19 protein-coding genes are annotated in these 25,340 nt (G+C 34.3%); 12 read left to right on the forward strand and 7 right to left on the reverse strand.

All coding sequences use genetic code 11. The annotated features are described in order from the left end of the window. Positions 1 to 75: 75 nt before the first annotated feature. Positions 76 to 2,760, forward strand: coding sequence for a reprolysin-like metallopeptidase (locus ASF10_RS09685; protein ID WP_056248233.1), 2,685 nt, complete (start codon positions 76 to 78; stop codon positions 2,758 to 2,760). Between the two features lie 85 nt (positions 2,761 to 2,845). Here ASF10_RS09685 and ASF10_RS09690 read toward each other — a convergent pair whose 3' ends face one another. Further along, positions 2,846 to 3,529, reverse strand: coding sequence for a ComF family protein (locus ASF10_RS09690; protein ID WP_056248237.1), 684 nt, complete (start codon positions 3,527 to 3,529; stop codon positions 2,846 to 2,848). 98 nt (positions 3,530 to 3,627) lie between these two features. On the opposite strand from ASF10_RS09690, the gene ASF10_RS09695 reads away from it, so the two are divergent. The 5 genes from ASF10_RS09695 (at position 3,628) to ASF10_RS09715 (ending at position 9,507) form a co-directional block, all read left to right on the forward strand. Beyond that, positions 3,628 to 5,166, forward strand: coding sequence for a glycine--tRNA ligase (locus ASF10_RS09695; protein WP_056248240.1), 1,539 nt, complete (start codon positions 3,628 to 3,630; stop codon positions 5,164 to 5,166). Between the two features lie 257 nt (positions 5,167 to 5,423). Then, positions 5,424 to 6,233: a LytR/AlgR family response regulator transcription factor gene (locus ASF10_RS09700; protein WP_056248243.1), complete on the forward strand. Its 810-nt coding sequence runs from the start codon at positions 5,424 to 5,426 to the stop codon at positions 6,231 to 6,233. A 173-nt stretch (positions 6,234 to 6,406) separates the two neighbouring features. After that, positions 6,407 to 6,658, forward strand: coding sequence for a hypothetical protein (locus ASF10_RS09705; protein WP_056248245.1), 252 nt, complete (start codon positions 6,407 to 6,409; stop codon positions 6,656 to 6,658). 99 nt (positions 6,659 to 6,757) lie between these two features. Then, a complete protein-coding gene (locus ASF10_RS09710; RefSeq protein ID WP_056248249.1) occupies positions 6,758 to 8,812 on the forward strand; it encodes a tetratricopeptide repeat-containing sensor histidine kinase in 2,055 nt (684 codons plus the stop codon). Then, positions 8,809 to 9,507 (forward strand): response regulator, encoded by a 699-nt coding sequence (locus ASF10_RS09715; RefSeq protein WP_056248251.1) that lies wholly within the window; start codon positions 8,809 to 8,811, stop codon positions 9,505 to 9,507. Before ASF10_RS09710 ends, ASF10_RS09715 begins: the two co-directional genes overlap by 4 nt. 107 nt (positions 9,508 to 9,614) lie before the next feature. On the opposite strand, the gene thiL is transcribed toward ASF10_RS09715, so the two are convergent. After that, positions 9,615 to 10,661, reverse strand: a complete 1,047-nt coding sequence (gene thiL / locus ASF10_RS09720) for a thiamine-phosphate kinase (protein WP_056248254.1) — start codon at positions 10,659 to 10,661, stop codon at positions 9,615 to 9,617. A 501-nt stretch (positions 10,662 to 11,162) separates the two neighbouring features. Between thiL and ASF10_RS09730 the strand changes: the two genes are divergently transcribed. Further along, positions 11,163 to 12,095, forward strand: a complete 933-nt coding sequence (locus ASF10_RS09730; RefSeq protein WP_056248964.1) for a 1-phosphofructokinase family hexose kinase — start codon at positions 11,163 to 11,165, stop codon at positions 12,093 to 12,095. A gap of 313 nt (positions 12,096 to 12,408) precedes the next feature. Further along, positions 12,409 to 12,891: a DinB family protein gene (locus ASF10_RS09735; protein WP_056248260.1), complete on the forward strand. Its 483-nt coding sequence runs from the start codon at positions 12,409 to 12,411 to the stop codon at positions 12,889 to 12,891. A gap of 67 nt (positions 12,892 to 12,958) precedes the next feature. Here the strand turns inward: ASF10_RS09735 and ASF10_RS09740 are convergent, their stop codons facing one another. The 3 genes from ASF10_RS09740 to lepA all read right to left on the reverse strand — a co-directional run bounded on the left by ASF10_RS09740 (position 12,959) and on the right by lepA (position 16,749). Next, complete coding sequence (locus ASF10_RS09740; protein WP_056248261.1) at positions 12,959 to 13,918, reverse strand: helix-turn-helix transcriptional regulator; 960 nt, start codon at positions 13,916 to 13,918, stop codon at positions 12,959 to 12,961. Between the two features lie 138 nt (positions 13,919 to 14,056). Next, a complete protein-coding gene (locus ASF10_RS09745) occupies positions 14,057 to 14,671 on the reverse strand; it encodes an outer membrane beta-barrel protein (protein ID WP_056248264.1) in 615 nt (204 codons plus the stop codon). Between the two features lie 281 nt (positions 14,672 to 14,952). Continuing rightward, on the reverse strand, positions 14,953 to 16,749 hold the full coding sequence (gene lepA / locus ASF10_RS09750; protein ID WP_056248266.1) for a translation elongation factor 4: 1,797 nt from the start codon (positions 16,747 to 16,749) through the stop codon (positions 14,953 to 14,955). 499 nt (positions 16,750 to 17,248) lie between these two features. Here lepA and ASF10_RS09755 point away from each other — a divergent pair, with 499 nt between their 5' ends. Next, positions 17,249 to 17,458: a hypothetical protein gene (locus tag ASF10_RS09755; RefSeq protein ID WP_056248269.1), complete on the forward strand. Its 210-nt coding sequence runs from the start codon at positions 17,249 to 17,251 to the stop codon at positions 17,456 to 17,458. A gap of 55 nt (positions 17,459 to 17,513) precedes the next feature. On the opposite strand, the gene ASF10_RS09760 is transcribed toward ASF10_RS09755, so the two are convergent. Both ASF10_RS09760 and ASF10_RS09765 read right to left on the reverse strand, forming a co-directional pair. Next, positions 17,514 to 18,248 (reverse strand): NUDIX hydrolase, encoded by a 735-nt coding sequence (locus tag ASF10_RS09760; RefSeq protein WP_056248272.1) that lies wholly within the window; start codon positions 18,246 to 18,248, stop codon positions 17,514 to 17,516. Next, a complete protein-coding gene (locus ASF10_RS09765; protein WP_056248275.1) occupies positions 18,248 to 18,964 on the reverse strand; it encodes an NUDIX hydrolase in 717 nt (238 codons plus the stop codon). Before ASF10_RS09765 ends, ASF10_RS09760 begins: the two co-directional genes overlap by 1 nt. Positions 18,965 to 19,353: 389 nt before the next feature. Here ASF10_RS09765 and ASF10_RS09770 point away from each other — a divergent pair, with 389 nt between their 5' ends. Genes ASF10_RS09770 through ASF10_RS09780 form a run of 3 tightly spaced genes read left to right on the forward strand, consistent with a single transcriptional unit; the run spans position 19,354 to position 25,332 of the window. Further along, a complete protein-coding gene (locus tag ASF10_RS09770; RefSeq protein WP_056248278.1) occupies positions 19,354 to 20,847 on the forward strand; it encodes a xylulokinase in 1,494 nt (497 codons plus the stop codon). 2 nt (positions 20,848 to 20,849) lie between these two features. Next, complete coding sequence (gene xylA / locus ASF10_RS09775; protein WP_056248280.1) at positions 20,850 to 22,169, forward strand: xylose isomerase; 1,320 nt, start codon at positions 20,850 to 20,852, stop codon at positions 22,167 to 22,169. A gap of 49 nt (positions 22,170 to 22,218) precedes the next feature. Further along, positions 22,219 to 25,332, forward strand: a complete 3,114-nt coding sequence (locus tag ASF10_RS09780) for a SusC/RagA family TonB-linked outer membrane protein (protein WP_056248967.1) — start codon at positions 22,219 to 22,221, stop codon at positions 25,330 to 25,332. The last annotated feature ends 8 nt before the right edge of the window (positions 25,333 to 25,340 follow it).

Genomic DNA, 25,340 nt, shown 5'->3' on the forward strand with positions numbered 1-25,340 from the left:
AAAGCATTAATTGTCGTATATATGTAAGAATTTAATTTAATTCACTTAATTTTGATTATTCAATCCCAATCGAGTATGAAAAAAAAGCTACTTTTTTTGTTTTTTATCCTTTGTTGCACAGCGATTCACGCTCAGAGTGATGACTTGTGGCAAAAAGTGAGTACAGTTTCTGCAGGTAAAACAATAAATTCGTCCGTTTCAGGAAGACTTTACTATAAGTTAAATACGAATTCCTTAAAGACCAAACTTTCAGGATTAACAGGTCAATCGTCAAAAAATAACACTTCAGAAATTACCATTCCAAATTCAAACGGTGTTTTAGAAAGATTTAAAGTCTGGGAATCCTCTAATTTTGAACCTGAATTACAGGCAAAGTATCCTAATATCAGGTCTTATGAAGGAATTGGACTAGATGATAAAACGGCTAAAATTAATTTTAGTCTGGCGCCAATTGGTTTGCAGACTATGGTACTTCGTGCAGATAAACCATCAGAATATATAGAACAAGATTCAGATAATCAATCGCAATATGTATTATCGGCTAAAAACGATGATGCCTCGAAAAGACTAAGTTGTAAAACGGCAGAATTAATTTCGAATAAAAATACGCCATCAACATCAAAAACAACCGCAAATAACAAGGTTTTCAAAACTATGCGATTAGCCTTGTCTTGTACAGGAGAATATACCGCTTTTTTTGGTGGTACAAAAGAAGGTGCTTTAGCCGGAATGAATGCTTCTATGACAAGAGTAAACGGAATTTTTAACAGAGATCTTGCCGTAAAATTAATTTTGATCGCCAATACAGAAGATATAATATACACAAATCCTGCAACAGATCCTTATTCTAACGCAAATACAGGAACATCAGATTATCAGGACAGATCAGATATTCAGGTTTGGAACGTAGAAACACAAAACAATATAACTAGTGTAATAGGCGAAGCTAATTATGATATTGGGCATTTGTTTGGAGCTTCGGGCGGCGGCGGAAATGCCGGTTGTATAGGATGTGTTTGCAACAGTCCAACGTCATCAAATATTACGGCAAAAGGAAGTGGCTATACATCACCATCAGATGGAAAACCACAAGGTGATACCTTTGATATTGATTTTGTAGCCCATGAAATGGGACATCAATTAGGGGCAACGCATACTTTTTCATATTCTATCGAAGGAACCGGAACAAGTGTAGAACCAGGAAGTGGTTCTACAATAATGGGTTATGCCGGAATTACAGATTATGATGTTCAGGCTAATTCTGATGATTATTTTGCTTATGCCAGTATTTTGCAAATTCAAAATAATCTGGTCTTCAAGACTTGTCCTGTAAATACAAGTATATCAAATAATCCGCCAACAATTGGTGCTGGTGCGGATTATACGATTCCAATAAGCACACCATTTGTTTTAACCGGTACAGGTTCAAATCCTGTAAATCCTGCCGTTACGTATACGTGGGAACAAAATGATAGTGCAACAACTACATCCGGTTCTAATAGTATTGCTAATGCAACAAAACCAGATGGACCTTTGTTTAGATCTATAAAACCGACTAATTCTCCTGTTCGATATATGCCTGCTTTAAGTACAGTAATTCAAAATACACTTACAACAACTTGGGAATCTGTTTCATCTATTGCCAGAACATTACATTTTACTTTAACAGCAAGAGATAATGGAGCAGCCGGAGTAGCTCAAACAAATACAGATGCCATGACTGTAAATGTTGTTTCTAATGCTGGACCATTTACTGTTACTTCTCAAAATACGAATGATGTAAGCTGGCAATTGGGATCATTTCAAACAGTAACCTGGAATGTGAATAATACCAATACTTTGCAAGGATCTTCAAATGTAAATATCAAGTTATCTGTAGACGGAGGTTTGACATTTCCGGTAATTTTAGCTTCAAACACAGCAAATGATGGTTCAGAAATAGTTCAGATACCTACAAGTGTACAAGTATCAACAAATTGCAGAGTATTAGTTGAGCCAACAGCAAATATATATTATGCCGTAAACAGCAAATCATTTGCAGTAGGATATACGTCAGCAACAACTTGTGATTCGTATAGTTTTGGGAACGCCTATGATATTCCTTTTGGAAACACTTATACCACAAGAACTGTAAATGTACCTGCGTCTACAGGATCAGTTTCTGATGTAAATGTTATGGTTAATTTTACCCATGCAAGACTTTCTGATGTAGAACTTCAGATCGTAAGTCCTAAAGGAACTGTCGTTAATTTATACAATAGAAGCTGTGGATCTATATCATCGACTTTGGCATTGCAATATGATGATGACGGAGTGCCTCTGGATTGCTCTAAAACAATAAGTCAAATTGTTGTTCCGGTCGAAGCATTGAGTATTTTTAATGGAGAAGATCCTAAAGGAACCTGGACTTTTAGAGTTCGTGATGCCGTAGCGGGAAATTTTGGAAAAATAAATTCAGCTTCTTTAAATGTTTGCAGTCAGACATTTACTTTAGGCGAACCTAATCTCGAAAAGATCGATTTTACGCTTTATCCAAATCCAAATAAAGGAAATTTCACCATTCAGTTTGAAAGTGATTCCATCAATCGAATACAGATTTTTGTGTACGATATTTTAGGAAAAAACGTTTATTCAAATTCATTTGACAGAACATTAAACTTTAATCAAAACATACAATTATCAAATGTGTCTTCCGGGTTTTACTTCGTTACCATTATAGATGGAGATCGTAGAATCGTCAGGAAAATAATCGTCAATTAAATATTAAAACCTCAAAAAAAAATTCCAAATTCCAATAACTCTATAAGTCGGAATTTGGAATTTTTTTTAGTAGTTTCTATAATGATTAGGAGTTTGCCATTGCCATACAGGCAATACTTATTTTGGCACCCGGAATTTTTAATAAAGCCCGCGAACAAGCTTCGAGAGTTGCACCGGTTGTTAAAACATCATCAACAATTAAAAAGTGCTTGTTGTGATTTTCTTCCGTATCAAACGCATCAAATGTATCTTCGATACTATTAGATCTTCCTTCGAGATTTTTTTTTGATTGTGTTTTAGAATATTTCTTTCGATATAATACAGAGTCATTATACGGAATGTCTAAACCTTTGGCCAAAGCTTTTCCAAAAGTAGTAACTTGATTATAACCTCGTTCCTTAAATTTTTTAGGATGCAAAGGAACCGGAATTACAATATCAAAATCAGTTTCTAAAACTAATTCTTTTAAATCCTCCACATACCAATTTCCTAAAACAGTACCAATTTCTTCATGACCTTTGTATTTTAAATTGTGAATGAGTTCCTGAACAATTCCTTTTTTATTAAAATATAAAAGAGCAGATGCATGTTCGATCGCAATTTTGCCGTAAAATTTCTTGACAGCTTCGTTTTTTGGATCCAAATGATATTGAGTCAAAGGCATTTCATGTCGGCAATTCGTGCATAAAACAGATTCACTGGTAAGTAAAATAGTGTGGCAACCGGCACAAACCTTAGGGAAAAATAGATTAATAAGATAATTAAACACAAATAGAAAGAATTTAGTTACAAAAATAACGAAATGAATCCTTCAATCTTTACTATTTTTCTTTTTTTTAAACGGACTTTTTATATTTTTGCATCACTATGGCAAAACAAGAAGATTTATTTAAGAATGTGGTTTCGCACGCAAAAGAGTACGGATTTATTTTTCCGTCAAGCGAAGTATACGACGGATTAAGTGCAGTGTATGATTATGCGCAAAATGGTGTCGAGTTAAAAAAGAATATCCGTGAATATTGGTGGAAATCAATGGTTCAGATGAACGAGAATATTGTAGGCCTTGATGCTGCAATATTAATGCATCCAACGACTTGGAAAGCTTCAGGCCACGTTGATGCTTTCAATGATCCGTTAATTGATAATAAAGATTCGAAAAAGAGATATAGAGCTGACGTTTTAGTTGAAGATTATGCTGAAAAGTTAAATGTAAAGGCTAAAAAAGAAATCGAAAAAGCAAAAGCTCGTTTTGGAGATGCTTTCAACGAACAAGAGTTTATTACAACAAATGCTCGTGTAGTTGAATATTTAGCCAAAGAAAGAGAAATTCTGGAAAGACTTGCAAAAGGTATGAGCGAGGATCTTCAGGATGTAAAAGCTTTAATTGAAGAATTAGAAATTGCTGATCCTGAAACCGGTTCAAGAAACTGGACAGATGTAAAGCAATTTAACTTAATGTTTGGGACTAAACTTGGAGCTTCTGCAGATTCTGCAATGGATTTATATTTACGTCCGGAAACGGCACAAGGTATTTTTGTAAACTTCCTGAATGTTCAAAAATCTGGTCGTATGAAAGTTCCTTTTGGAATTGCTCAAACCGGTAAAGCTTTCAGAAATGAGATTGTTGCGAGACAATTCATTTTCCGTATGCGTGAATTCGAGCAAATGGAAATGCAATTTTTTGTACGTCCGGGAGAAGAAATGAAATGGTACCACCACTGGAAAGAAACGCGTTTAAACTGGCATTTATCTTTAGGATTAGGAAAAGAAAATTACCGTTTTCACGATCACGAAAAATTAGCGCACTATGCAAATGCAGCAGCTGATATTGAGTTTAATTTTCCTTTTGGATTCAAAGAACTGGAAGGGATTCACTCTCGTACAGATTTTGACTTAAAAGCACACGAAAAGTTTTCAGGTAGAAAATTACAATATTTTGATGCTGAACTAAACGAAAACTACGTTCCGTATGTAGTAGAAACATCTGTAGGTTTAGATCGTATGTTCCTGGCTGTTTTTGCAACATCATTGCAGGAAGAAACATTAGAAGACGGATCTACAAGAACAGTTTTAAAATTACCATCAGTTTTAGCACCAACAAAAGCAGCCGTTTTACCATTAGTTAAAAAAGACGGATTGCCTGAAATTTCTAAAAAAATCATCGAAGATTTAAAATGGGATTTCAATGTAGCTTATGATGAAAAAGATGCTGTAGGACGTCGTTACAGAAGACAAGATGCTCTTGGAACTCCGTTTTGTATCACAGTAGACCATCAAACAATCGAAGACGAAACAGTAACAATTCGTCATAGAGATACAATGAAACAAGATCGTGTAAAAATTTCTGAATTGAAAGATATTATCGAAAACGAAGTTTCTATGAAAAACTGGTTGATGAAAATGTAATATTTTAAATTACCCACATATAAAATCCCAAATTCCGTATAGGAGTTTGGGATTTTTTTAATTGTAAAGATGTATTTTGTCGGATATATTAGCATTTTACATTTATGTGTTAACATTTCACAATAATGTATTAACAATGAAATAGTAAAATAATTGAAATTCGTAATTTAATTGCGAATAAAAGACCAAAATGATTTTTTGATAAAATTAAAAGAGTAATTATCTGGGATTTCGGGAAAATTAATAGAAACTAAATATTGAAAAATTATTCATATATAATTATAGATGATGATGCTGAAAGTATTTTGAAAACCAAAAAAATTGCAGACGGTTTTTCAGGATTGACTTTTGTGGCGTCTGCCACGAATTATGAAGAAGGATTGAATTTAGTTTTAGAACATAACCCATCGATTATTTTTCTCGAAATTGATCCTGAAAATATATTAAGTAATTTATCACTTGCTTTTATAAATGAGCTTCACAGGTTTTTATCCCATATTCCTAAAATAATTATTACCACAGCAAAAAAAGAACTCGCTTATGAAGCCATTCAGTACAACGTTTTTGATTATTTATTGAAACCTGTTTTGCCAATTGATTTAATTAAAACACTTTTAAAACTTGAAAAAAGCGTTTTAAATATAAATGCAGTCGAAATAAACAAAGAAATACCTTCTTCGGTACTTCCGTTTGTTCAAAACACAAAAAATATAATAGAGCCGCTTATTATCTGTATTAAATCATATGGTGATTATCGGTATATTACAGCAACGGATATTTGTTATTTTCAGGCCGATAATAATTCAACGGATATCTATTTGAATTCCGGCGAAATGATCACCGCTTTTAAAACACTTAAACATTTTGAGAGTATTTTATCGCATCCTTTTATCAGAATTCACAACAGTTATATTATAAATAAAAATTACATTTCGAGAATTCATAACGGAAGCTCAGTTTGTTACATAAAAAACTCCTCGAAAAAGATTCCTTTTTCTAAAACTTACAAATCAAATGTGGATCTAATTATCGCTGATTTTTCTAAAGGAAATTACCTAGAAGTCTAATAATTAAGAGATTACATTCATTTGCCACTCATTGACTATCAATTGGGTATGTTCTACCATAAACCTGTTTTTTCGTATATATTTTTTTTGATTTAGGTGTTAGTTTTACACCATGATTCGCACAAAGCGATGATGCCCCAAACAAAAAATCAAACATTTAATACCTTCAGATCATGAAAAAAGCAGCTTTAACATTCGCATTATTTTCTACAGTAATTGTAGCAACTTCATTTACAACTCCAGAAACAAATTTATCATCAAATACAAATACTTCAAACTTTTTTGAAGAAGGTGGTAGTGGTGCTACAACAAATCAAAAAAGAAAACTTGATTTTCATGAAACAGGTAATAAATTGGATAATAACAATCAATTAAATTTCACTAATGTTAATCAGTCATTAGGAGGAAATAAAAAAATAGACTAAAATAATTCATTTAGTATTTAGCACTTAGGCTGTCAATTTTTTGGCAGCCTTTTTTTGTATTAATAGTTTTACTATTTTTGGTGAAATTCAAAAACACAATTGAAAAAAAATTGTCAAATATTATTTTTTTTACTTATTGTTTTATCATTTGCTTGTAATAGAAAAAATCAGGTAAATAAAAGTATTGCGTCTTCAGAAGATAGCCTTCCCGTATATCTTAAATTAGCAAATGATATTAATTTGCCTTTAAGTTTCAAGCAAAAATACAATCAGAAATCTCTTGATATTATTTTAAATCAGAAGAACGATTCCGTTAATAAAATAAATTTATTTAAAGTTGCCAATCGATATTACAATATGAGCGATTGGAAAGCATATCTTAAAACAACCAAATTAATTTTAGAGCGTTCGCGTATTACTAAAGATTCTGTAAATATGGCTAAGTCATACACTTATCTTGGTGATTATTATGTGTCTGTGTCTATTTCTGATAGTGCGTTTTTGAATTATTTCAAAGCTGAGAAAATTTATATACGAATTGGTGATGAATATAATTTAGCAAAAACCTATCTCAGCAAAGCAAGTCTTCAATATAATGAAGGTGATTTTTTTGAAAGCGAAATAGCAGTTTTTAAAGCCTTGCGTAATTTAAAAGGACTAAAAAATGTAAACGATCAATATTATGAGTGTTATAATCTTTTGGGAATTCTATACAACGAAAGAGAAGAATATACTAAAGCCTTAGAATTTCAAAATAAAGCCCTGAAAGCTTTAGAAGATAAATCAATTCCCAGAGAACTTCATTTTACAGCAACTTCATTAAATAATTTGGGTTTCATTTACATGAAAATGCACAATTATAAAGAAGCAAAATTATATTTTCAGAGAGGTTTAAATGAAAAAAGATTATTCGAAGAAAATACAATTTTATATGCTATGCTGTTAGATAACCTTGCATATTCTAAGTTTAAACTAAAAGAGTCTGAGGATCTGCCAAAGTTGTTTTTCAGGTCTCTAAAAATTAGGGATAGTTTGATGTTGAAATCAGCAATAGTATCAAATAAAATTCATTTATCAGAATACTATGCGGCAAAAAAGGATACTTTCAAAGCCATTCAGTTTTCAAAGCAAGCTTTGATTTTATCTCGTACTTCAAGTAAGTTAAACAGCACATTAGCGGCCCTTAAACAAATTGCAGTTGTTGATCCTAAAAAAGAATCCATATACTCTAAAGAATATATCAGCTTAAATGAAAAACTGCAGAAAGCAGAGCGTAAGATGGGGGAAAAATTTTCCCGTATTGAATATGAAACCAACGAAATAAAAGATCAAAACTCAAACCTGCAGGAGAAAAACAAAACCCTTATTTACGTTTTTAGTATTTGCACCCTGATAGGTTTGTTTTTCTATGTTTATAAAACCCAGCAAGCTAAGAACAGAGAATTAATTTTTAAGCAGCAACAGCAAATTGCAAATGAGGATATTTATAATTTAATGCTTTCCCAGCAAAACGATATCGAGTTAACCCGTATTAAAGAAAAGAAAAAAGTAGCGCAGGATTTGCACGATGGTGTTCTGGGCAGAATGTTTGGAGTAAGGATTAGTTTAGACAGCTTAGATAAAGTTGAAGAAGCAGAAGCGGCTCCAAAACGAAAAAAATACCTCACAGAACTAAAGCATATCGAAGAAGATATCCGCGAAATTTCGCATGATTTAAATCGGGAGAAGTCAGAATTAATTAATAATTTTATTGCGATTTTGAACAAATTGTTCGACGATCAGCAAAATACGTATGATTCAGAATTAATTACATCATTTGATTCTAATATAAAATGGGATCTGGTTAGTAATGCCGTTAAAATTAATTTATACAGAATCATTCAGGAAGCCCTTCAGAATTGTAATAAATATGCTGATGCAAATACGATTACAATTGAATTTAAAAGTGAAATTGACCATTTAGTGCTCTCAATTTCTGATGATGGAGTTGGTTTTAATGCCAACAGAACAAAAAACGGTATAGGTTTGCAAAACATTTATTATAGAGCTGCAGAATGTAACGGAACAGTGAACATAAAATCTGCCAAAGGAGAAGGAACGCTTCTTGTGATTAAAGTCCCTATAGATCAGAAAATTAACCTACAGAATACATGACAGTTCACCCAAACGCCACAGATCCTCAATTAATTAAAAAGAATATATTGATTGTTGACGATCATCCTTTTATTATCGAAGGATATAAAAATGCAATAACACGCTACAATCCCAAGCAATATGAATTCCTGATTTCGCAGGCCCATGATTGTAAATCAGGATACGATTTAATCAAAGATCCGGAAACCCCTAATTTTGATGTTGCTTTTTTAGATATCAGCATGCCGGCTTATGAGGAAAAAGATATTTTTTCTGGCGAAGATCTGGCAAAACTCATTCTCGATAAAATGCCAAACTGCAAAGTTATTTTATTAACGATGTATACAGAATTGCTTAAAATCAAAACCATAATAAGAACCATAAAACCCAATGGTTTAGTGATTAAAAACGATCTCACGTTTGACGAATTGCTTTTCGCGTTTGATAAAGTCATGAAAAATGATAAATATTACAGTCAGTCAGTTCAAAAAATACTGAATCAATCCCCACATAATTCAATAGAAATTGACGAGTTCGACAAGCAAATTTTATTTCATTTATCAAAAGGAACTCCAGTCGAAGATATGCCACAATATATTCCGATTTCTCTCAATGCAATCGAAAAACGAAGAGTAAGCTTAAAAGAACTACTAAAAATTAAATCAGGTTTAGACGAAGAATTAGTAAAAGAAGCCAAAAGCAAAGGACTTTTCTAAGAATTTTAGATTTAAGATGCAATCAAAAAAAAATCCTAACAACTTTAAAAGCTGTTAGGATTTTTTATATACTAATTGAATACTGAGACTGAATACTGCGACTAAATTTACTCACTCAAAGCATCCCAACCACGAGCCTTTAAAGGAATTTGGGTATTTGCACGTGTAACTAAATTTATCCCTTCGCTTTCGTCTGCCATATGACCAATAACAGAGAAATTTGGATTTCCTTTTATTTTGTCGAAATCATTAATGTCGATTGTAAATAATAATTCATAATCTTCACCACCATTAATAGCAACCGTTGTACTGTCGATATTAAATTCTTCGCAAGTCGAAATAAACTGCGGATCTAGCGGAAGTTTATCTTCGTATAAATTGCAACCCACTTTAGATTGTTTGCATAAATGAATAATCTCAGATGATAATCCGTCAGAGATATCAATCATCGAAGTTGGTTTAATTTCCAGAGCGTGCAATAAAGTACGAACATCTTTTCGCGCTTCAGGTTTTAACTGGCGTTCGATCAGGTAACTGTACATATCAAGATCAGGCTGACTGTTTGGGTTAACCTGAAAAACTTGTTTCTCGCGTTCAAGAACCTGTAAGCCCATATAAGCCGCACCAATATCACCCGTTACAACAAGTAAATCTGTTTGTTTGGCACCATTTCTATACACAATTTCCTCCTCATCAGCTTCACCAATTGCGGTAATACTAATAATCAGACCTTTTTGCGATGAGGTAGTGTCCCCGCCAATAACATCAACTTTATATTCTTTTGCAGCGTGTGTAATTCCTTCAAATAATTCTTCTAAAGCTTCTAACGGAAAACGATTAGAAACAGCCACAGAAACCGTTATTTGTGTTGGTCTGGCGTTCATAGCACAAATATCAGACAGATTTACAACAACTGACTTGTATCCTAAATGTTTTAAGGGCATATAAGCCAGGTCAAAATGCACGCCTTCAATCAATAAATCAGTAGAAACAACTACTTTTTTATCCTTAAAATCAAGAACTGCTGCATCATCACCAATACTTTTTAAAGTTGATTCCTGAGTAACATCAAAATTTTTGGTTAAATGTTCAATTAAGCCAAATTCACCTAATTGCGCTATACTCGTACGTTGCGGATTTTTATCTTCGATCATTTCTTTTTAAGTTCCAAAGTTTCTAAGCCGCAAAGGTACAAAGGTTTTATCGAATTCAATGAGATGTTAACCGCGAACGCCTTATTTATGTATAGATATACGCTAAACCCGACAGGTTTTTATCCCTGGGCTTCGGGCAATGTGATTAAGTTAAGGGGGAAATCTACAAAGTTACTTAACAGTTTAATCAATAAAGTAATTAGAAAAATCCGTTTTTATCAGCGTTTTCGCTTTAGCGAATCAGTAAAATCAGTGTCTAATTTTGACGCGGATAAAACAGATTTACTTCGTAAAAACGCAGATAAAAACGGATTTATTTTCTAAATGCTTAACTTAATGACATTAGGTTTCGGGACTGAAACGCCTTTACTCCAAAGAAAGACTATGTTTCTATGTGTTAGAATTATAGAAAAGGCGAACGTCGTCTCAATCTTTTATGGATTTTCTTCTTTTACAAACAACATTTTTTTCAGATCTTTAAAAGAATTAAAAAAGATAAAAATGAAAACATTCGATATAGTTACACTAACCGTAAATCCTTCGGTAGATAAAAGCACCCATTTTTCAGGTCTAATTGCAGAGCAGAAAATTAGATGCGCAACACCACAATTTGATGCCGGAGGCGGCGGAATAAATGTTTCTAAAGCTATTTCTCGCTTACGCGGAAATTCACTGGCGGTTTTTACATCAGGCGGACCAGTGGGCGAAATGCTGAAAGATCTAGTAAAAAAGGAATCAGTAGATTTTCAGGCAATTGAAACCAAAACCGCAACCAGAGAAAATTTTATTGCAGTTGATGACAATACAAATTCTCAATATCGTTTTGGATTTACCGGAGATGTATTATCTGATTCAGAAGTAAAAGAAGTTTTAGAAAACATCTCAAAGTTAAAACCAAAATTCCTTGTTGCCAGCGGAAGTTTAAACGAAGGTTTATCAACTGATTTTTATCAAAAAGTAGCGAAAATTGCCAAAGAATCAAATTCAAAACTAATTGTAGATACTTCAGGAGAAGCCCTAAAGAAAGTTCTGGAAACCGGAGCCTATTTAATAAAACCCAATGTAGGCGAACTCGCAAAATTAGTTGGGGTAGAACGCCTGGAAATGGAAGAAGTAAACGAAGCCGCTAAAAAAATCATTGCAAAAGGCGGAGCTGAGATTGTCGTAGTTTCTCTTGGTCCTCAAGGAGCAGTCTTAGTTACAAAAGACGATTATGAATATGTTCCTGCACCCAATGTTGCCAAAAAAAGTACCGTTGGAGCCGGAGACAGTATGGTAGGCGGAATAGTCTGGGCATTATCTCAAAACAAAAGCCTGAAAGAAGTAATTCGTTGGGGAGTTGCCTGCGGATCAGCTGCAACAATGAACGAAGGAACACAATTGTTTAAATACGAAGATGCAAATCGTCTGTTTGAATGGTTGAAGAATAAATAAAAATCAAAATAAAACAAGACACATCCACAATCCATATCGTAGAGACGCACAGCAGTGCGTCTCCACAACGTAACCACAATTATTATATTCGACGCAATATCTCGTAGCGTATATTTCCTTAACTCTTTTCTTGTATCTCTTTTGTAAATTTTTTTTGTGCATAAAATGGGGTTACTGGGCGTTAGACGCACTGCTGTGCGTCTCTACGTTTGTCAACAGGAAAAAAAAATACTTTTTTTATTTCCTGTTGACAAACTGTTGTCACCGACCCTCAATAATTTTGAAGTATTAAAATAATTAAAACTTTAAAACCATGAAAACATTAGCTGCCCAAGTAATTACGCCCGAAGATTTATTGAAACACTGGCAAGGTCATCGCGCCCTTACACGTCGTGTGATCGAATTATTTCCTGAAAAAGACTTCTTTGAATTTTCGATAGGAGGAATGAGACCTTTCGCTAAATTGGCCGATGAACTTCTTGCAATTGCAGTTCCGGGACTTAAAGGAATTGTTACTAAAGAAGTCAAAGCATTTAGTGAAGAAGAATCAGAAAAATTGATTTTTAAAGCGCAATATCTTGAAAAATGGGATGAAGCAACTGCAGAACTTAATCAGTATTGGGAGAAATTATCGATAGAAGATTTCAATGAAAGCTTTAATCTTTTTGGTCAATATGAATTTCCGGTAATTCAGAATATCCTGTATTTTATTGATAATGAAGTGCACCACCGCGGACAAGGATATGTTTATTTGAGAGCTTTAGGAATCGAACCGCCTTTTTTCTGGGAAAGATAGAATTTTTGAAGAGTGCTAAATAAAAAAAACTCCTAACTATGAAATGAAATTCAGGTTAGGAGTTTTTTTATAATAACCTTTTTCGGTTAACATCCAGTAATTCCAGCGTTCTGATTTTTAATCTTTCCGGTTCCAGAATTGTGGCATAATCACCAAACATTAGAAACCAACGCGGAAAACCGCTTTCTATATCGCGGCACATAAAAGTCATTTCTATTTTTCCGTCTACTTCTTTTTCAGATACATAACCGTGATATTTTCTTTCGAATTCTAAATATCGGGCAATTTTTTTATCAATTAAAATTCGGACTTTAGTCGTTGGGATTGTTTCATTTTTATTCAAGTAAGTTTCCAGAGCATCATGTTCTATTGTAAAATCACAATCGGTTTTTTGAATACCCTGAATTCTGTCCGTTCTAAACTGGCGATAATCTTTCCTTAAATGGCAATATCCCAGAAAATACCAATTGTTATGATCGTGAAAAACGCCTACAGGTTCTATATTTCTTGTGGTAGGTTCTTCGGCTTCCAGCGTTTTATACGATAAGATAATTTGTTTTTTTTCTGCAATACTTTCAAAAAGCAATGCCAGAGTATTGGGCGATTTATCATGAAAAAGCGGTTCTGCAGTTTGCATGACAACCCTGGATTCAATATTCGAAAGCCAATCTTTATCCGTACTTCTCAAAACCGATTTCAACTTATACATCGCAGCTGCATAATGTGATCCAAGAGAAGGATCTGTAAATTTTTGCATTAACTTTTCGGCAGCAATAAAACTGCTTACTTCTTCGCGCGTAAACATGACCGGAGGCAAACGATAACCATCCATTAAAGCATAGCCAACTCCGGCTTCGCTGTAAATAGGAACTCCGGAAGCTTCAAGAGTTCGAATATCTCTGTAAATAGTTCTTAGGCTAACTTCAAAACGGTTTGCCAATTCTTGTGCTTTTACAATTTTTTTAGATTGTAACTGAATAAGAATAGCGACAATTCGGTCGAATCGTTTTGGAGTTTCGTCAAGCATTTTTTTCTAAATTACCATCCCCAAGTTCGGGTTTGAGTTGAGGTTACAGGAACCAAAGATACAAAGGTAAAGATTCAAAGAAAACAAAAAAGCTGTCCCAAATTGAGACAGCTTTTTGATATTTGATTTAATATAAACCTAGAATCTGTACAAAAGACCAAATTGTGGCTGATCGAAAATGTTTTCAAATAAATTAATATTTAAATTAAAAGTATCTGATGACGCACCATTTTCTGGAGAAACACTATTATAGGCTAACACATTAGCTAATGTAAAAGTTACCGCAATGTTTTTGGTTACAAAATAGTTTAAACCTACAGTAATGTCCGCAGTAATACTGTTATCCGTATCTTCTATTCCTTCAATTTCAGTTTTATTTCTTCCAAATCCTAAACCGGCTTCAGCAAAAGCTTTAAAACGTTTTTTGTCTAATTCTAAAAAGTAGTATCTCGCAAAAGCACCAACGCCAAATACATCGGTTTTTGTTTCCGGAGCTTCTTCTTTTTCACTAGAGTAATTTAGTTTTGCCCCAACAGCAAATTTATCATTTAGTAAATAACCAAATTTTGGACTAAATCCATAATAATCGCTTTCTCCGCCCGTGCTAATTTTAATGGAACCTTCCAGGAACATATCTCCTTTTTCAAAAGTGACACCTTTTGCAGAGTTCATTTCAGAGTCTACTTCTTCTTGTTGCGCATTCGCAAATGAAAAAGTTAGCATCGATAAAATAATAAAAAATTTCGTTTTCATAATAATTGCTTTTAAATGTTTGTAAGATTAAAATTATGTTTTTACAATTTAAAAATCTGCAATAGCAATCAATCGAATCAAAAATGAAGTTATTGAGTTAATATTCTTACTTTTTAATAAGTTTTTACCTGTTTATTTTGAAGGAATAATGTTATATAAGTTGGGTTAACGCCATATAAATGGGAGGGAAATTAGTTTTTTACAAACAAAAAACCCGACAACTTTCGTCATCGGGTTCAATCTATATTCTATTCTCTTTATTCTTTTTTCTAAAAAAAAAGTTAGTCATTCAATTTCAAAACAGCCATAAAAGCTTCTTGAGGAATTTCAACGTTTCCTACTTGTCTCATACGTTTTTTACCTTTTTTCTGTTTTTCAAGAAGTTTACGCTTACGCGAAATATCTCCACCGTAACATTTTGCGGTAACGTCTTTACGAAGTGCTTTAATCGTTTCACGAGCAATAATTTTTGCCCCGATTGCAGCTTGAATCGGAATATCAAATTGTTGTCTTGGGATTAACTCACGTAATTTCTCGGTCATTTTTTTACCAATATTATACGCATTGTCTTCGTGAATTAATGCAGAAAGTGCATCAACCGTTTGAGCATTCAAAAGAACATCCAGTTTTACTAATTTTGAAGTTCTCATTCCTATAGGAGAGTAATCAAAAGAAGCATAACCTTTAGAAACTGTTTTTAGGCGATCATAAAAATCGAATACAATTTCTGCCAGCGGCATATCAAAATTCAATTCAACACGTTCTGTAGTCAAATACGTTTGGTTGGTAATTTGACCACGTTTTTCGATACATAAACTCATTACGTTTCCAACAAAGTCAGATTTTGTAATGATTGTTGCTTTAATATATGGTTCTTCAACTCTGTCTAAACGAGATGGTTCAGGCAAGTCAGAAGGATTGTTTACAATAAAAGGAACTTCTGGTTCTTTTTTGGTATAAGCTAAATACGAAACGTTAGGAACCGTAGTAATTACAGTCATATCGAACTCACGCTCTAAACGTTCCTGGATAATTTCCATGTGAAGCATTCCTAAGAATCCACAACGGAAACCAAATCCTAAAGCCGCAGAACTTTCAGGAGTAAAAACTAGCGAAGCATCATTCAATTGCAATTTCTCCATAGAAGAACGCAAATCTTCATAATCTTCAGTATCTACAGGATAAATTCCGGCAAATACCATTGGTTTTACATCCTCAAAACCAGTAATCATATTAGTTGTAGGCGTTTTAGCATCCGTTAGCGTATCACCAACTTTTACTTCTTTGGCTTCTTTAATTCCAGAAATTAAATATCCAACATCACCTGCAGAAATTACATTTTTAGGAACCTGATTTAATTTCAACGTTCCAATTTCGTCAGCAAAATATTCATTGCCAGTAGCCATGAATTTAATTTTTTGCCCTTTTCTAATTTCTCCATTTACAACTCTAAAAATTACTTCGATTCCACGAAACGGATTGTAATGCGAGTCGAAAATCAAAGCTTGTAATGGTTCATCCACATTTCCTGACGGAGGTGGAATTTTTTCGATAATGGCAGCCAAAATATTTTCGACACCAAAACCTGTTTTTCCAGATGCATGAATAATATCTTCTAATTTACATCCCAATAAATCGATAATATCGTCACTAACCTCTTCCGGATTAGCACTTGGTAAATCAACTTTATTCAAAACCGGAATAATTTCCAGGTCATTCTCTAAAGCAAGATATAAGTTAGAAATTGTTTGTGCCTGAATACTTTGTGCAGCATCAACGATCAAAAGCGCACCTTCGCAGGCAGCAATAGATCGGGAAACTTCGTATGAAAAGTCAACGTGACCAGGAGTGTCAATTAAATTTAAAATATATTCTTCTCCTTTATAAGTATATTCCATTTGAATGGCATGACTCTTAATGGTGATTCCACGCTCACGCTCCAGATCCATGTTGTCAAGCAATTGTGCTTTTTCTTCACGAGCTGTAACGGTTTGTGTAGCGCCCAATAATCGGTCTGCCAATGTACTTTTACCGTGGTCAATGTGTGCAATAATGCAAAAGTTACGTATCTTCTTCATTTTAATATATCAATTCTCTAAGCGAGTTTTAAGTAATTTCAGGGTATAAATTTGCGCTGCAGCAATTGCTTTAGAGCAGGTTATTAAGGCGCAAAGATAGCGCAAAGTTTTGGATTCTGGAATGTAGTTGTTCGATTTTGAATTTTGAGGACATAAAGCCGTTTCAAATAGGCTAATAAACTCGTAATTCATTTATAATCAAGAGGCCACTTAATATCAAAAACTTAAAGAATGTTTTCTTTACAGCGTCAATTAAGGCAGTTGATTATTAAAAAAAAGACTGAAATTACTTTTGATTGAAAGATCTGTATTTTTTGTGCGAATAATTGTCGATTTGGCAGAATATAACTATACTTGTAGTCATTATAACTATAAGTGTAATCGATTTATAGTGTTGCTTTTTAGTGACTTTTCCTGAAGAATCTATGCGCAGGATTTATTTAAGAAAGGAATCTAAGAAGAGTGTTTATTTTTTATTAATAATTAAATCAAACAAATTATGAAAAAACAAACCATGCAGCTGGCCGAAAAATTTGGCAGGCTGTCAAACGATGAAATGAAAAATATTATGGGCGGCGTAACTCCCGTTGGCCGATTTACTGTTCCTAAAAGCATTTGCGCTTCTGGTTACGGATTAGTGGCAACTGGCTGTCAGGGATCTTCGTATCCTATGCTCGACGGTTACACTTGTGTTCTTACCTGTTTGTAATCAGATCTAAAGAGCATAAAAAAAGAGGCAGTCTCAATAGATTGCCTTTTTGTTTTTAAAACTCGAAATTAAATCCTCTTTCGGTTAACTTCTTGTAGATTTCAGGATCAAACTTATATAGTTTAGCAGCTCTGTGCGATACATCTTGTTGTTTTTCATCGAGAGCAACAAGTAGTTTCATATGCAGAATTTTTCTTCTAAAATTAGATTTGTCCAATTCAATTCCTAATATTTCTTCATAAAGATGCATCAATTGTAACAAAGTAAATTTTTCCGGCAAGAGATTAAAACCAATCGGAGCTTGTCGAACGCGATTGCGCAATTGCTGTAAACTAAATTCCAGAATTTCGTTATGATCAAAAATCAAATCAGGAACATCTTCAATCTTGTGCCATTTTGCTTCAATTACAGAAACGCTTGCCTGAATATTATAATCTTCCCTGTTTACCAAAGTATAGTAACCAACGGTAATAACTCTTTCGGTTTTTACACGATCCGGATCTGTAAATGCTTTTAATTGCTCCAGAAAAATATTGTCGAGACTGGTAAGTTCATATAATATTCGAAGTGCTGCATTATCCAGGCTTTCTTCCAGATATAAATTTCCTCCCAGAAGTCCCCATTTTCCAATACTTGCTCCTTCGGCATGTTGTACTAACAGCACTTCAAGGTTTTTTTTATCAAAAGAAAATATAGCACAGTCAATCGAAATGCCGTCTATAACTGATTTTGAACCTCTGGTTATTATAGTAGTAGTTTGCGGAATATTTTGCGGTGATGAAAAAGTCATTAAAATTCGAAGTTAAATCCCTTTTCGGTCAATTTATTGTAAATGTCAGGATCAAACTTATACAATTTTGCAGCCCTGTGAGAGACATCCTGTTGTTTTTCGTCTAAGGCAACTAATAATTTCATGTGCAGAATTTTTCTTCTAAAATTAGATTTGTCCATTTCTATTCCCAGAATCTCTTCGTATAAATGCATCAATTGCAATAAAGTAAATTTTTCCGGCAATAAATTAAATCCAATAGGTGCCTGACGAACCCTGTTTTGAAGGTGTTTCAGGCTATATGCTAAAATTTCGTTATGGTCATAAATCAAATCCGGAATACTATTTATTTTATACCATTTTGCATCAGATGCCGTAAAACCTGCCTTAATATTATAATCTTCTCTTTTTACCAAAGCATAATAACCAATCGTAATAACACGACGAAGCGGGAAACGATCCGGATCTCCAAATGCTTTCAATTGCTCTAAGTAAATATTATCAAGACCTGTAAGTTCGTTCAATAATCGGTGAGCAGCATTATCTGTACTTTCCTTTTTGTAAATCCAACCTCCCGGAAGTCCCCATTTTCCTTTACTGATTCCTTCTCCGTGTTGTACTAAAAGCACTTCAAGACTTCCTTTATCAAAACCAAATATGACACAGTCAATCGTGATCGCGTTCATTGCGGTTTGCTCGCTTTTTAAAGCTGAATCGTCGGATACATTTTTAACCATATGCTATTTAAATTTTGACAAATTAAATAAATTAAATGAATACTAGCCTTGATAAAAGCTTTATATTTTTTTTAACGCAACAATTTTCTGACAATCAATCATTTGGAATTCTGCTAAAAATGCCATTCTAAAATATTAATTCTTAATTGGCTGATTGTCAAATTGCTAATTCATTATTTTTTTGATATTTTTTTATTCCATTTAGAACCATATTTTATTGTATTCATAAAAATGAAGTTCCTATTATCAGAATTGAAAAAAAATAACCCTAATATTTTGTTAATATAGAAAAAATGTTTTACACTTGTAGTCAAATTAACCATAAGATAAGTTCGTTTTGACTATAAGTTTAAAAGGACAAATCTATAACTAACTTAAAATACCACCAAATGTTTTTTTTAGGAATTGATTTAGGAAGCTCTTCGATAAAATTATCAGTGTTCGATCCTGAAAAAGGAGTCACTATTGGAGCTGTTAGCGTTCCTGATTTTGAAATGCCAATTATTGCCCCAAAATTTGGCTGGGCAGAACAAGATCCTGAATCGTGGTGGCAATTTGTAAAAGACGGAATCAAACAATTGGGTGCAAAATCTGATATTGATTTAAAAAAGATTGCCGGAATTGGGATTGCCTATCAAATGCATGGTTTGGTTTTAACCGATGAAAATTTAAACCCCGTTCGTTCTTCGATTATTTGGTGCGACAGTCGTGCAGCCATTATTGGAGACGAAATTTATACTAAAATCGGAGCTGAAAATTGTCAGCAGCAAATTTTAGGAAGTCCCGGAAACTTTACCGCTTCAAAACTAAAATGGGTAAAAGAAAATCAGCCTGAAGTTTTTGCAAAAGCAAAATATATGATGCTTCCCGGTGATTTTATTGCTGCGAAATTATCAAAAGTGGCTCAAATAAGTACTTCGGGATTATCAGAAGCAGCTTTATGGAATTTCTCAGAAGGAAAACTGGCAACCGAAATTCTTTCTCAAATGGGATTATCTGCAGATATTGTTCCCGAAATTGTTTCAAATTTTGGAATCCAGGCTACAATTCACGCCGATATTGCAAACGAATTAGGACTTAATCCTGATGCAAAAATAACATACAGAGCCGGAGATCAACCTAACAATGCTTTGTCATTGAATGTTTTGAAACCCGGAGAAATCGCTACAACAGCCGGAACTTCGGCAGTAGTTTATGCCGTAAGCGATCAGGATGCTTATGACAAACAAAACAGAATCAATACTTTTTTACACGTCAATAATACGAAAGTCGAAAAACGAAACGGCGTAATGCTGTGCATTAATGGTTCAGGAATTTTATACCAATGGTTGCGAAAAATCATATCGGTTGACAGAGCTGAGTTAATTGCGTACGAGAAACTAAATGCCGAAGCTGCAAAAGTAGACGCAGGAAGTAACGGACTTCGTTTTTACCCTTTCGGAAATGGTGTAGAAAGAATCTTCAACAATAAAAATGCGACTTCAGGAATCCAGAATTTAAACTTCAATATACATCAGCCGTCACATTTGGTGCGCGCTGCCTGCGAAGGAATTGTGTTTGCCATGAATTATGGTTTTGATGTAATGAAGGAAACAGGAGTTTCAGGAACTGTGGTTCGCGCCGGAAATTCGAACTTGTTTCTAAGTCCGGTTTTCAGGGAAATCTTTACCAATACAACCCAAACAACTTTAGAATTATACAATACATCCGGTGCCGAAGGTGCTGCAAGAGGAGCAGCTTACGGATACGGTTTTTACAATTCGCTGGACGAAGCTTTTCAGGGATTGCAATGTTTAGACAGAATTGAACCAAACAAAATCCTGACATCTCAATATCAGGATTTATATCAGGAATGGAAAAATCAAATTAAAATAGAACAATAATAATGAGCACAACTAACGAATATTTTAAAAACATCGATACAATTAAGTTCGAAGGTAGAGAAAGTGATAACCCATTAGCGTTTAAATGGTATGATGAAAATCGTATCGTAGCGGGAAAAACTTTAAAAGAGCATTTGCGTTTTTCGATGGCATACTGGCACACGCTATGTAATACCGGAGGAGATCCGTTTGGAGCTTCGACTGAAACTTTTTCATGGGATAAAAATGAAAATGCAATTTTAAGAGCCAAAGACAAAATGGATGCGGCTTTTGAATTCATGACTAAGTTAGGTTTGCCATATTATTGTTTTCATGATGTTGATGTGGTCGATGATGCACCAACATTAGCAGAATTCGAAACCCGTATTCAAACTATGGTTGAATATGCAAAACAAAAACAACAAGAATCAGGCATTAAATTGTTGTGGGGAACTTCAAACTTATTCAGCAATCCGCGCTATATGAATGGTGCTGCTACAAACCCAAACTTTGATGTTTTGGCATATGCAGGAGCTCAGGCAAAAATCGCAATCGATGCAACTATTGCACTTGGCGGCGAAAATTATGTTTTCTGGGGAGGACGCGAAGGATATATGAGTTTGTTGAACACAGACATGAAAAGAGAATTGGACCATTTAGGAAGATTCCTGAATACGTGTAAAGATTATGCTCGTAAAGAAGGTTTTAAAGGAAACTTCCTGATCGAACCAAAACCAATGGAACCAACAAAACATCAATATGATTTTGATGCTGCGACTTCATTAGGTTTCATTAATAAATACGGACTTCAAAATGATTTTAAACTAAATCTTGAAGTAAATCACGCAACGCTTGCCGGACACTCTTTTGAGCATGAATTGCAGGTTGCAGTTGATGCTGGAATGTTAGGAAGTATTGATGCAAACCGTGGAGATTACCAAAACGGTTGGGATACAGATCAATTCCCAATAAATCTTCAGGAAGTTACTCAGGCAATGTTAGTTATCCTTGAAGGTGGCGGAATTCAGGGTGGAGGAGTAAACTTTGATGCAAAAGTGAGAAGAAATTCAATCGATTTAGAAGATAAATTCATAGCACACATTTCAGGAATGGATGTTTTTGCAAGAGGATTAATCTGCGCAGATCACATACTTCAAAATACAGATTACAGAAAATTACGCACGCAGCGTTACAGTTCATTTGACGGCGGAAACGGAGCGAAGTTCGAAAACGGAGAATTGTCTCTGGAAGATCTTAGTAAAATTGCCCGTGCAAGTGGAGAACCTCAACCACTTAGTGGAAGACAGGAATTATTCGAGCAAATTATTTCGAATGCATACTAAATTAAATTATAAGGTAACTAACTATAAATTTAACCAATTCTTAATTATTATGAAAAGCAAATATTGTATAAAAACAACAATGCTTCCGTTTTGTATAGCGCTGCTGCTAAGCGTTTTTACAATACAGTCTGGTTTTGCACAAGAGCAGTCCAAATTTGTAAGCGGAAATGTAACATCTGCAGATGACAATATGGGAGTTCCGGGCGCAACGGTTTTAGTCCAGGGAACAAAAACAAGCACAGCAACTGACTTTGATGGATTATATAAAATAGAAGCTAAAGCCGGCGATGTACTGGTATTTAGTTTTATGGGATATAAAACACAAAAAGTTACAGTAGGTACACAAACCAAAATAAATGTAACACTAAGTGCAGAAACTGCAGAACTAAAGGAAATCGTAGTTATTGGTTATGGTACTCAAAAGAAAAAAGTAAACACAGCAGCAACTTCATTAGTATCAGGAAAAGACATTCAGAACGTTGCCAGTCTTGATGTAGTAAATGCATTGCAAGGACAGGCTTCAGGAGTAAATGTTACTTCGACTTCAGGACAACCCGGAGCAGGAATGGCAGTAAACATTCGTGGAGTTGGTACGGCAGGAAACAGTACACCGCTTTATGTTGTTGATGGTGTAGTGGTTGATAACGGGATTGGATATCTTGATCCGTCAGCGATAGAAAGAATCGACGTTCTTAAAGATGCTTCGGCTGGATCTATTTATGGTGCAAGAGCAGCAAACGGAGTTATTTTGGTTACAACCAAAAAAGGAAAAGAAGGTAAAATAAATGTAGCGTTCAATACTTACACAGGTTTTCAGCAAGTTGCTAAAAAACTGGATTTATTAAACACACAAGAATACACTACTATTATGAACGAAGCTCGTGTAAATTCTGGTTTAACACCTTTATATTCGCAAGCACAAATTGCAGCTTTTCCTAATCACGACTGGCAAAAAGATTTATTCAATAATGGTGCAATGAAACAAAATCACTCTCTTACCATTAGCGGAGGTGATAAAAAATCTACAATTTCTACAGGATTGTCTTATTATGGACAAGAAGGTTTAATTGGCGGAGTAACCAATCAATCAGATTATAATCGTGTTACTTTCAATGTAAACTCAACTTCGGAAGTAATTGAAAATCATTTAAAAATTGGAGAAAATTTCTCATTTGCAAACATCAAAAGTTCAGGAGTTGCAGATCAGGGAATTTACAGCAACGGTATCAGAAGCTTCTTAAATGCTGCGCCAATTGATGCTGCTTACGACGAAAATGGAGATTTTGCACATTCTGTTATTTCTGCAGATATCAGCAATCCGTTAGGATCTTTGTACTACAACAACTTCAACGAAACGAAATCAAACCGTTATGTAGGGAATATTTTTGCAGAATTAAAATTCTTAAAAAACTTTACATACAGAACAAGTTTTGGTGTTGATATGACAGACAGTAATTATCGTTCATTCAGACCGGTTTATTCTCTTTCTTCAAATGATAATAATACTGTTTCTAGTGTTACACAAAACGCTACTAAATCATTAGGGTGGATTTTTGAAAACACAATTCAATACAAAGCAACAGTTGCCGGATCACATAATTTTGATGTATTAGTTGGTACATCTGCTAAAAAGAATACGTCTGACTTTATGGAAGCTACAGGCCGAAACTTAACTTTTGATGATTTTGCACATGCTTATTTAAGCAATGCTACAGATCAAACATCAAATACAGTAAAAGGAAACCGTGCTGATTATGCTATTCAATCTTATTTTGGACGTTTGCTTTATGACTATAATAACAAATACTTATTTACGGCAACAATTAGAAGAGACGGTTCATCAAACTTTGCAAATTCAAACAGATACGGAAATTTTCCATCCGTTTCTGCAGGTTGGAACGTAGATAAAGAAAGCTTCTTCCCGGAAAATAAAGTAGTAAATAATCTAAAATTAAGAGCAAGCTGGGGAGAAAATGGTAACGACCAAATTCCTGCTTTTTCTTATATGTCAACGATTAGTTCTTATAATAAAAACTACCATTTTGGTACAGGCGACGAAACATTGCAAACAGGTGCAAGCCCGGATCAGCTTTCGAACCGTGACCTGAAATGGGAAACATCAGAGCAGTTAGATTTAGGTTTTGATGCTACATTGTTTACGAATTTCACTTTATCATTTGATTATTACGACAAGAAAACAAAAGACTGGTTAGTTCTTGCTTCTATCCCAACTTATGCAGGTGCAACTGCTCCTTATATTAATGGTGGAGATATCCAGAATAAAGGTGTCGAGCTTTCGCTTGCTTACCGTACTAATTTTGGAAAAGACTGGAATTTCTCTATAAACGGAAATATTTCGCATAACCAAAACGAAGTTCTTAGAGTTGCAAACAGCGAAGGAATTATTCACGGAGAAACAAACTTATTGTTTCAGGGAACAGATGAGATGAACCGTGTTGAAGTTGGTCAGCCAATAGGTTATTTCTACGGATTAAAAACTGCCGGGATTTTCCAGAACGCTGCTGAAGTTGCTGCCGGTGTACAACCAAACGCAGTACCGGGAGATGTTCGTTTTGTAGACTTAAACGGAGACGGAAAAATTGATGCAGATGATAAAACGAAAATCGGAAATCCAAATCCTGATTTTACATATGGTTTAAATTTCGATCTTTCATACAAAGCATTTGACTTGTCAGTTTATACGTATGGAGTTGCAGGAAGTCAAAACGTTTTTGGAATTCACGATCCAACTCGTGCTTACACCAATAACACAACAGATGTTTTAAACAGATGGACAACAGAAGGAAGTTCTAACAAAGTTCCAAGAGTAACTTACGGAGCAGATACTAATGGTAACTACACTAAATTCTCTGACTTATATGTTCAAAATGCAGATTTCTACAGAATTAAAAGTCTTACTGTTGGATGTGATTTCACAAAATTAACAAACAAGTTGAGTTTCTTCAGCAAATTCAGATTGTATGTTGCGGCAAACAACCTGTTTACGTTTACAAAATACCAGGGAATGGATCCTGAAATTGGTTTTGGAAACACAAACAGAGACGCTAATGGTAACTTGACGCAACCATGGGCAAAAGGTATAGACGTAGGTTATTATCCGCAGCCAAGAACATACATGATGGGTCTTAATGTTAACTTTTAAATTATGAA

The organism is Flavobacterium sp. Leaf82 (assembly GCF_001422725.1).
Taxonomy (GTDB): Bacteria; Bacteroidota; Bacteroidia; order Flavobacteriales; family Flavobacteriaceae; genus Flavobacterium.

Excerpts from the sequence above, each read along its gene's own strand:
- ASF10_RS09685 (WP_056248233.1), top strand. The coding sequence starts at position 76 with ATGAAAAAAAAGCTACTTTTTTTGTTTTTTATCCTTTGTTGCACAGCG.
- ASF10_RS09695 (WP_056248240.1), top strand. The coding sequence starts at position 3,628 with ATGGCAAAACAAGAAGATTTATTTAAGAATGTGGTTTCGCACGCAAAA.
- ASF10_RS09705 (WP_056248245.1), top strand. The coding sequence starts at position 6,407 with ATGAAAAAAGCAGCTTTAACATTCGCATTATTTTCTACAGTAATTGTA.
- ASF10_RS09715 (WP_056248251.1), top strand. The coding sequence starts at position 8,809 with ATGACAGTTCACCCAAACGCCACAGATCCTCAATTAATTAAAAAGAAT.
- thiL (WP_056248254.1), bottom strand. The coding sequence starts at position 10,661 with ATGATCGAAGATAAAAATCCGCAACGTACGAGTATAGCGCAATTAGGT.
- ASF10_RS09730 (WP_056248964.1), top strand. The coding sequence starts at position 11,163 with ATGAAAACATTCGATATAGTTACACTAACCGTAAATCCTTCGGTAGAT.
- ASF10_RS09735 (WP_056248260.1), top strand. The coding sequence starts at position 12,409 with ATGAAAACATTAGCTGCCCAAGTAATTACGCCCGAAGATTTATTGAAA.
- ASF10_RS09740 (WP_056248261.1), bottom strand. The coding sequence starts at position 13,918 with ATGCTTGACGAAACTCCAAAACGATTCGACCGAATTGTCGCTATTCTT.
- ASF10_RS09745 (WP_056248264.1), bottom strand. The coding sequence starts at position 14,671 with ATGAAAACGAAATTTTTTATTATTTTATCGATGCTAACTTTTTCATTT.
- lepA (WP_056248266.1), bottom strand. The coding sequence starts at position 16,749 with ATGAAGAAGATACGTAACTTTTGCATTATTGCACACATTGACCACGGT.
- ASF10_RS09755 (WP_056248269.1), top strand. The coding sequence starts at position 17,249 with ATGAAAAAACAAACCATGCAGCTGGCCGAAAAATTTGGCAGGCTGTCA.
- ASF10_RS09760 (WP_056248272.1), bottom strand. The coding sequence starts at position 18,248 with ATGACTTTTTCATCACCGCAAAATATTCCGCAAACTACTACTATAATA.
- ASF10_RS09765 (WP_056248275.1), bottom strand. The coding sequence starts at position 18,964 with ATGGTTAAAAATGTATCCGACGATTCAGCTTTAAAAAGCGAGCAAACC.
- ASF10_RS09770 (WP_056248278.1), top strand. The coding sequence starts at position 19,354 with ATGTTTTTTTTAGGAATTGATTTAGGAAGCTCTTCGATAAAATTATCA.
- xylA (WP_056248280.1), top strand. The coding sequence starts at position 20,850 with ATGAGCACAACTAACGAATATTTTAAAAACATCGATACAATTAAGTTC.
- ASF10_RS09780 (WP_056248967.1), top strand. The coding sequence starts at position 22,219 with ATGAAAAGCAAATATTGTATAAAAACAACAATGCTTCCGTTTTGTATA.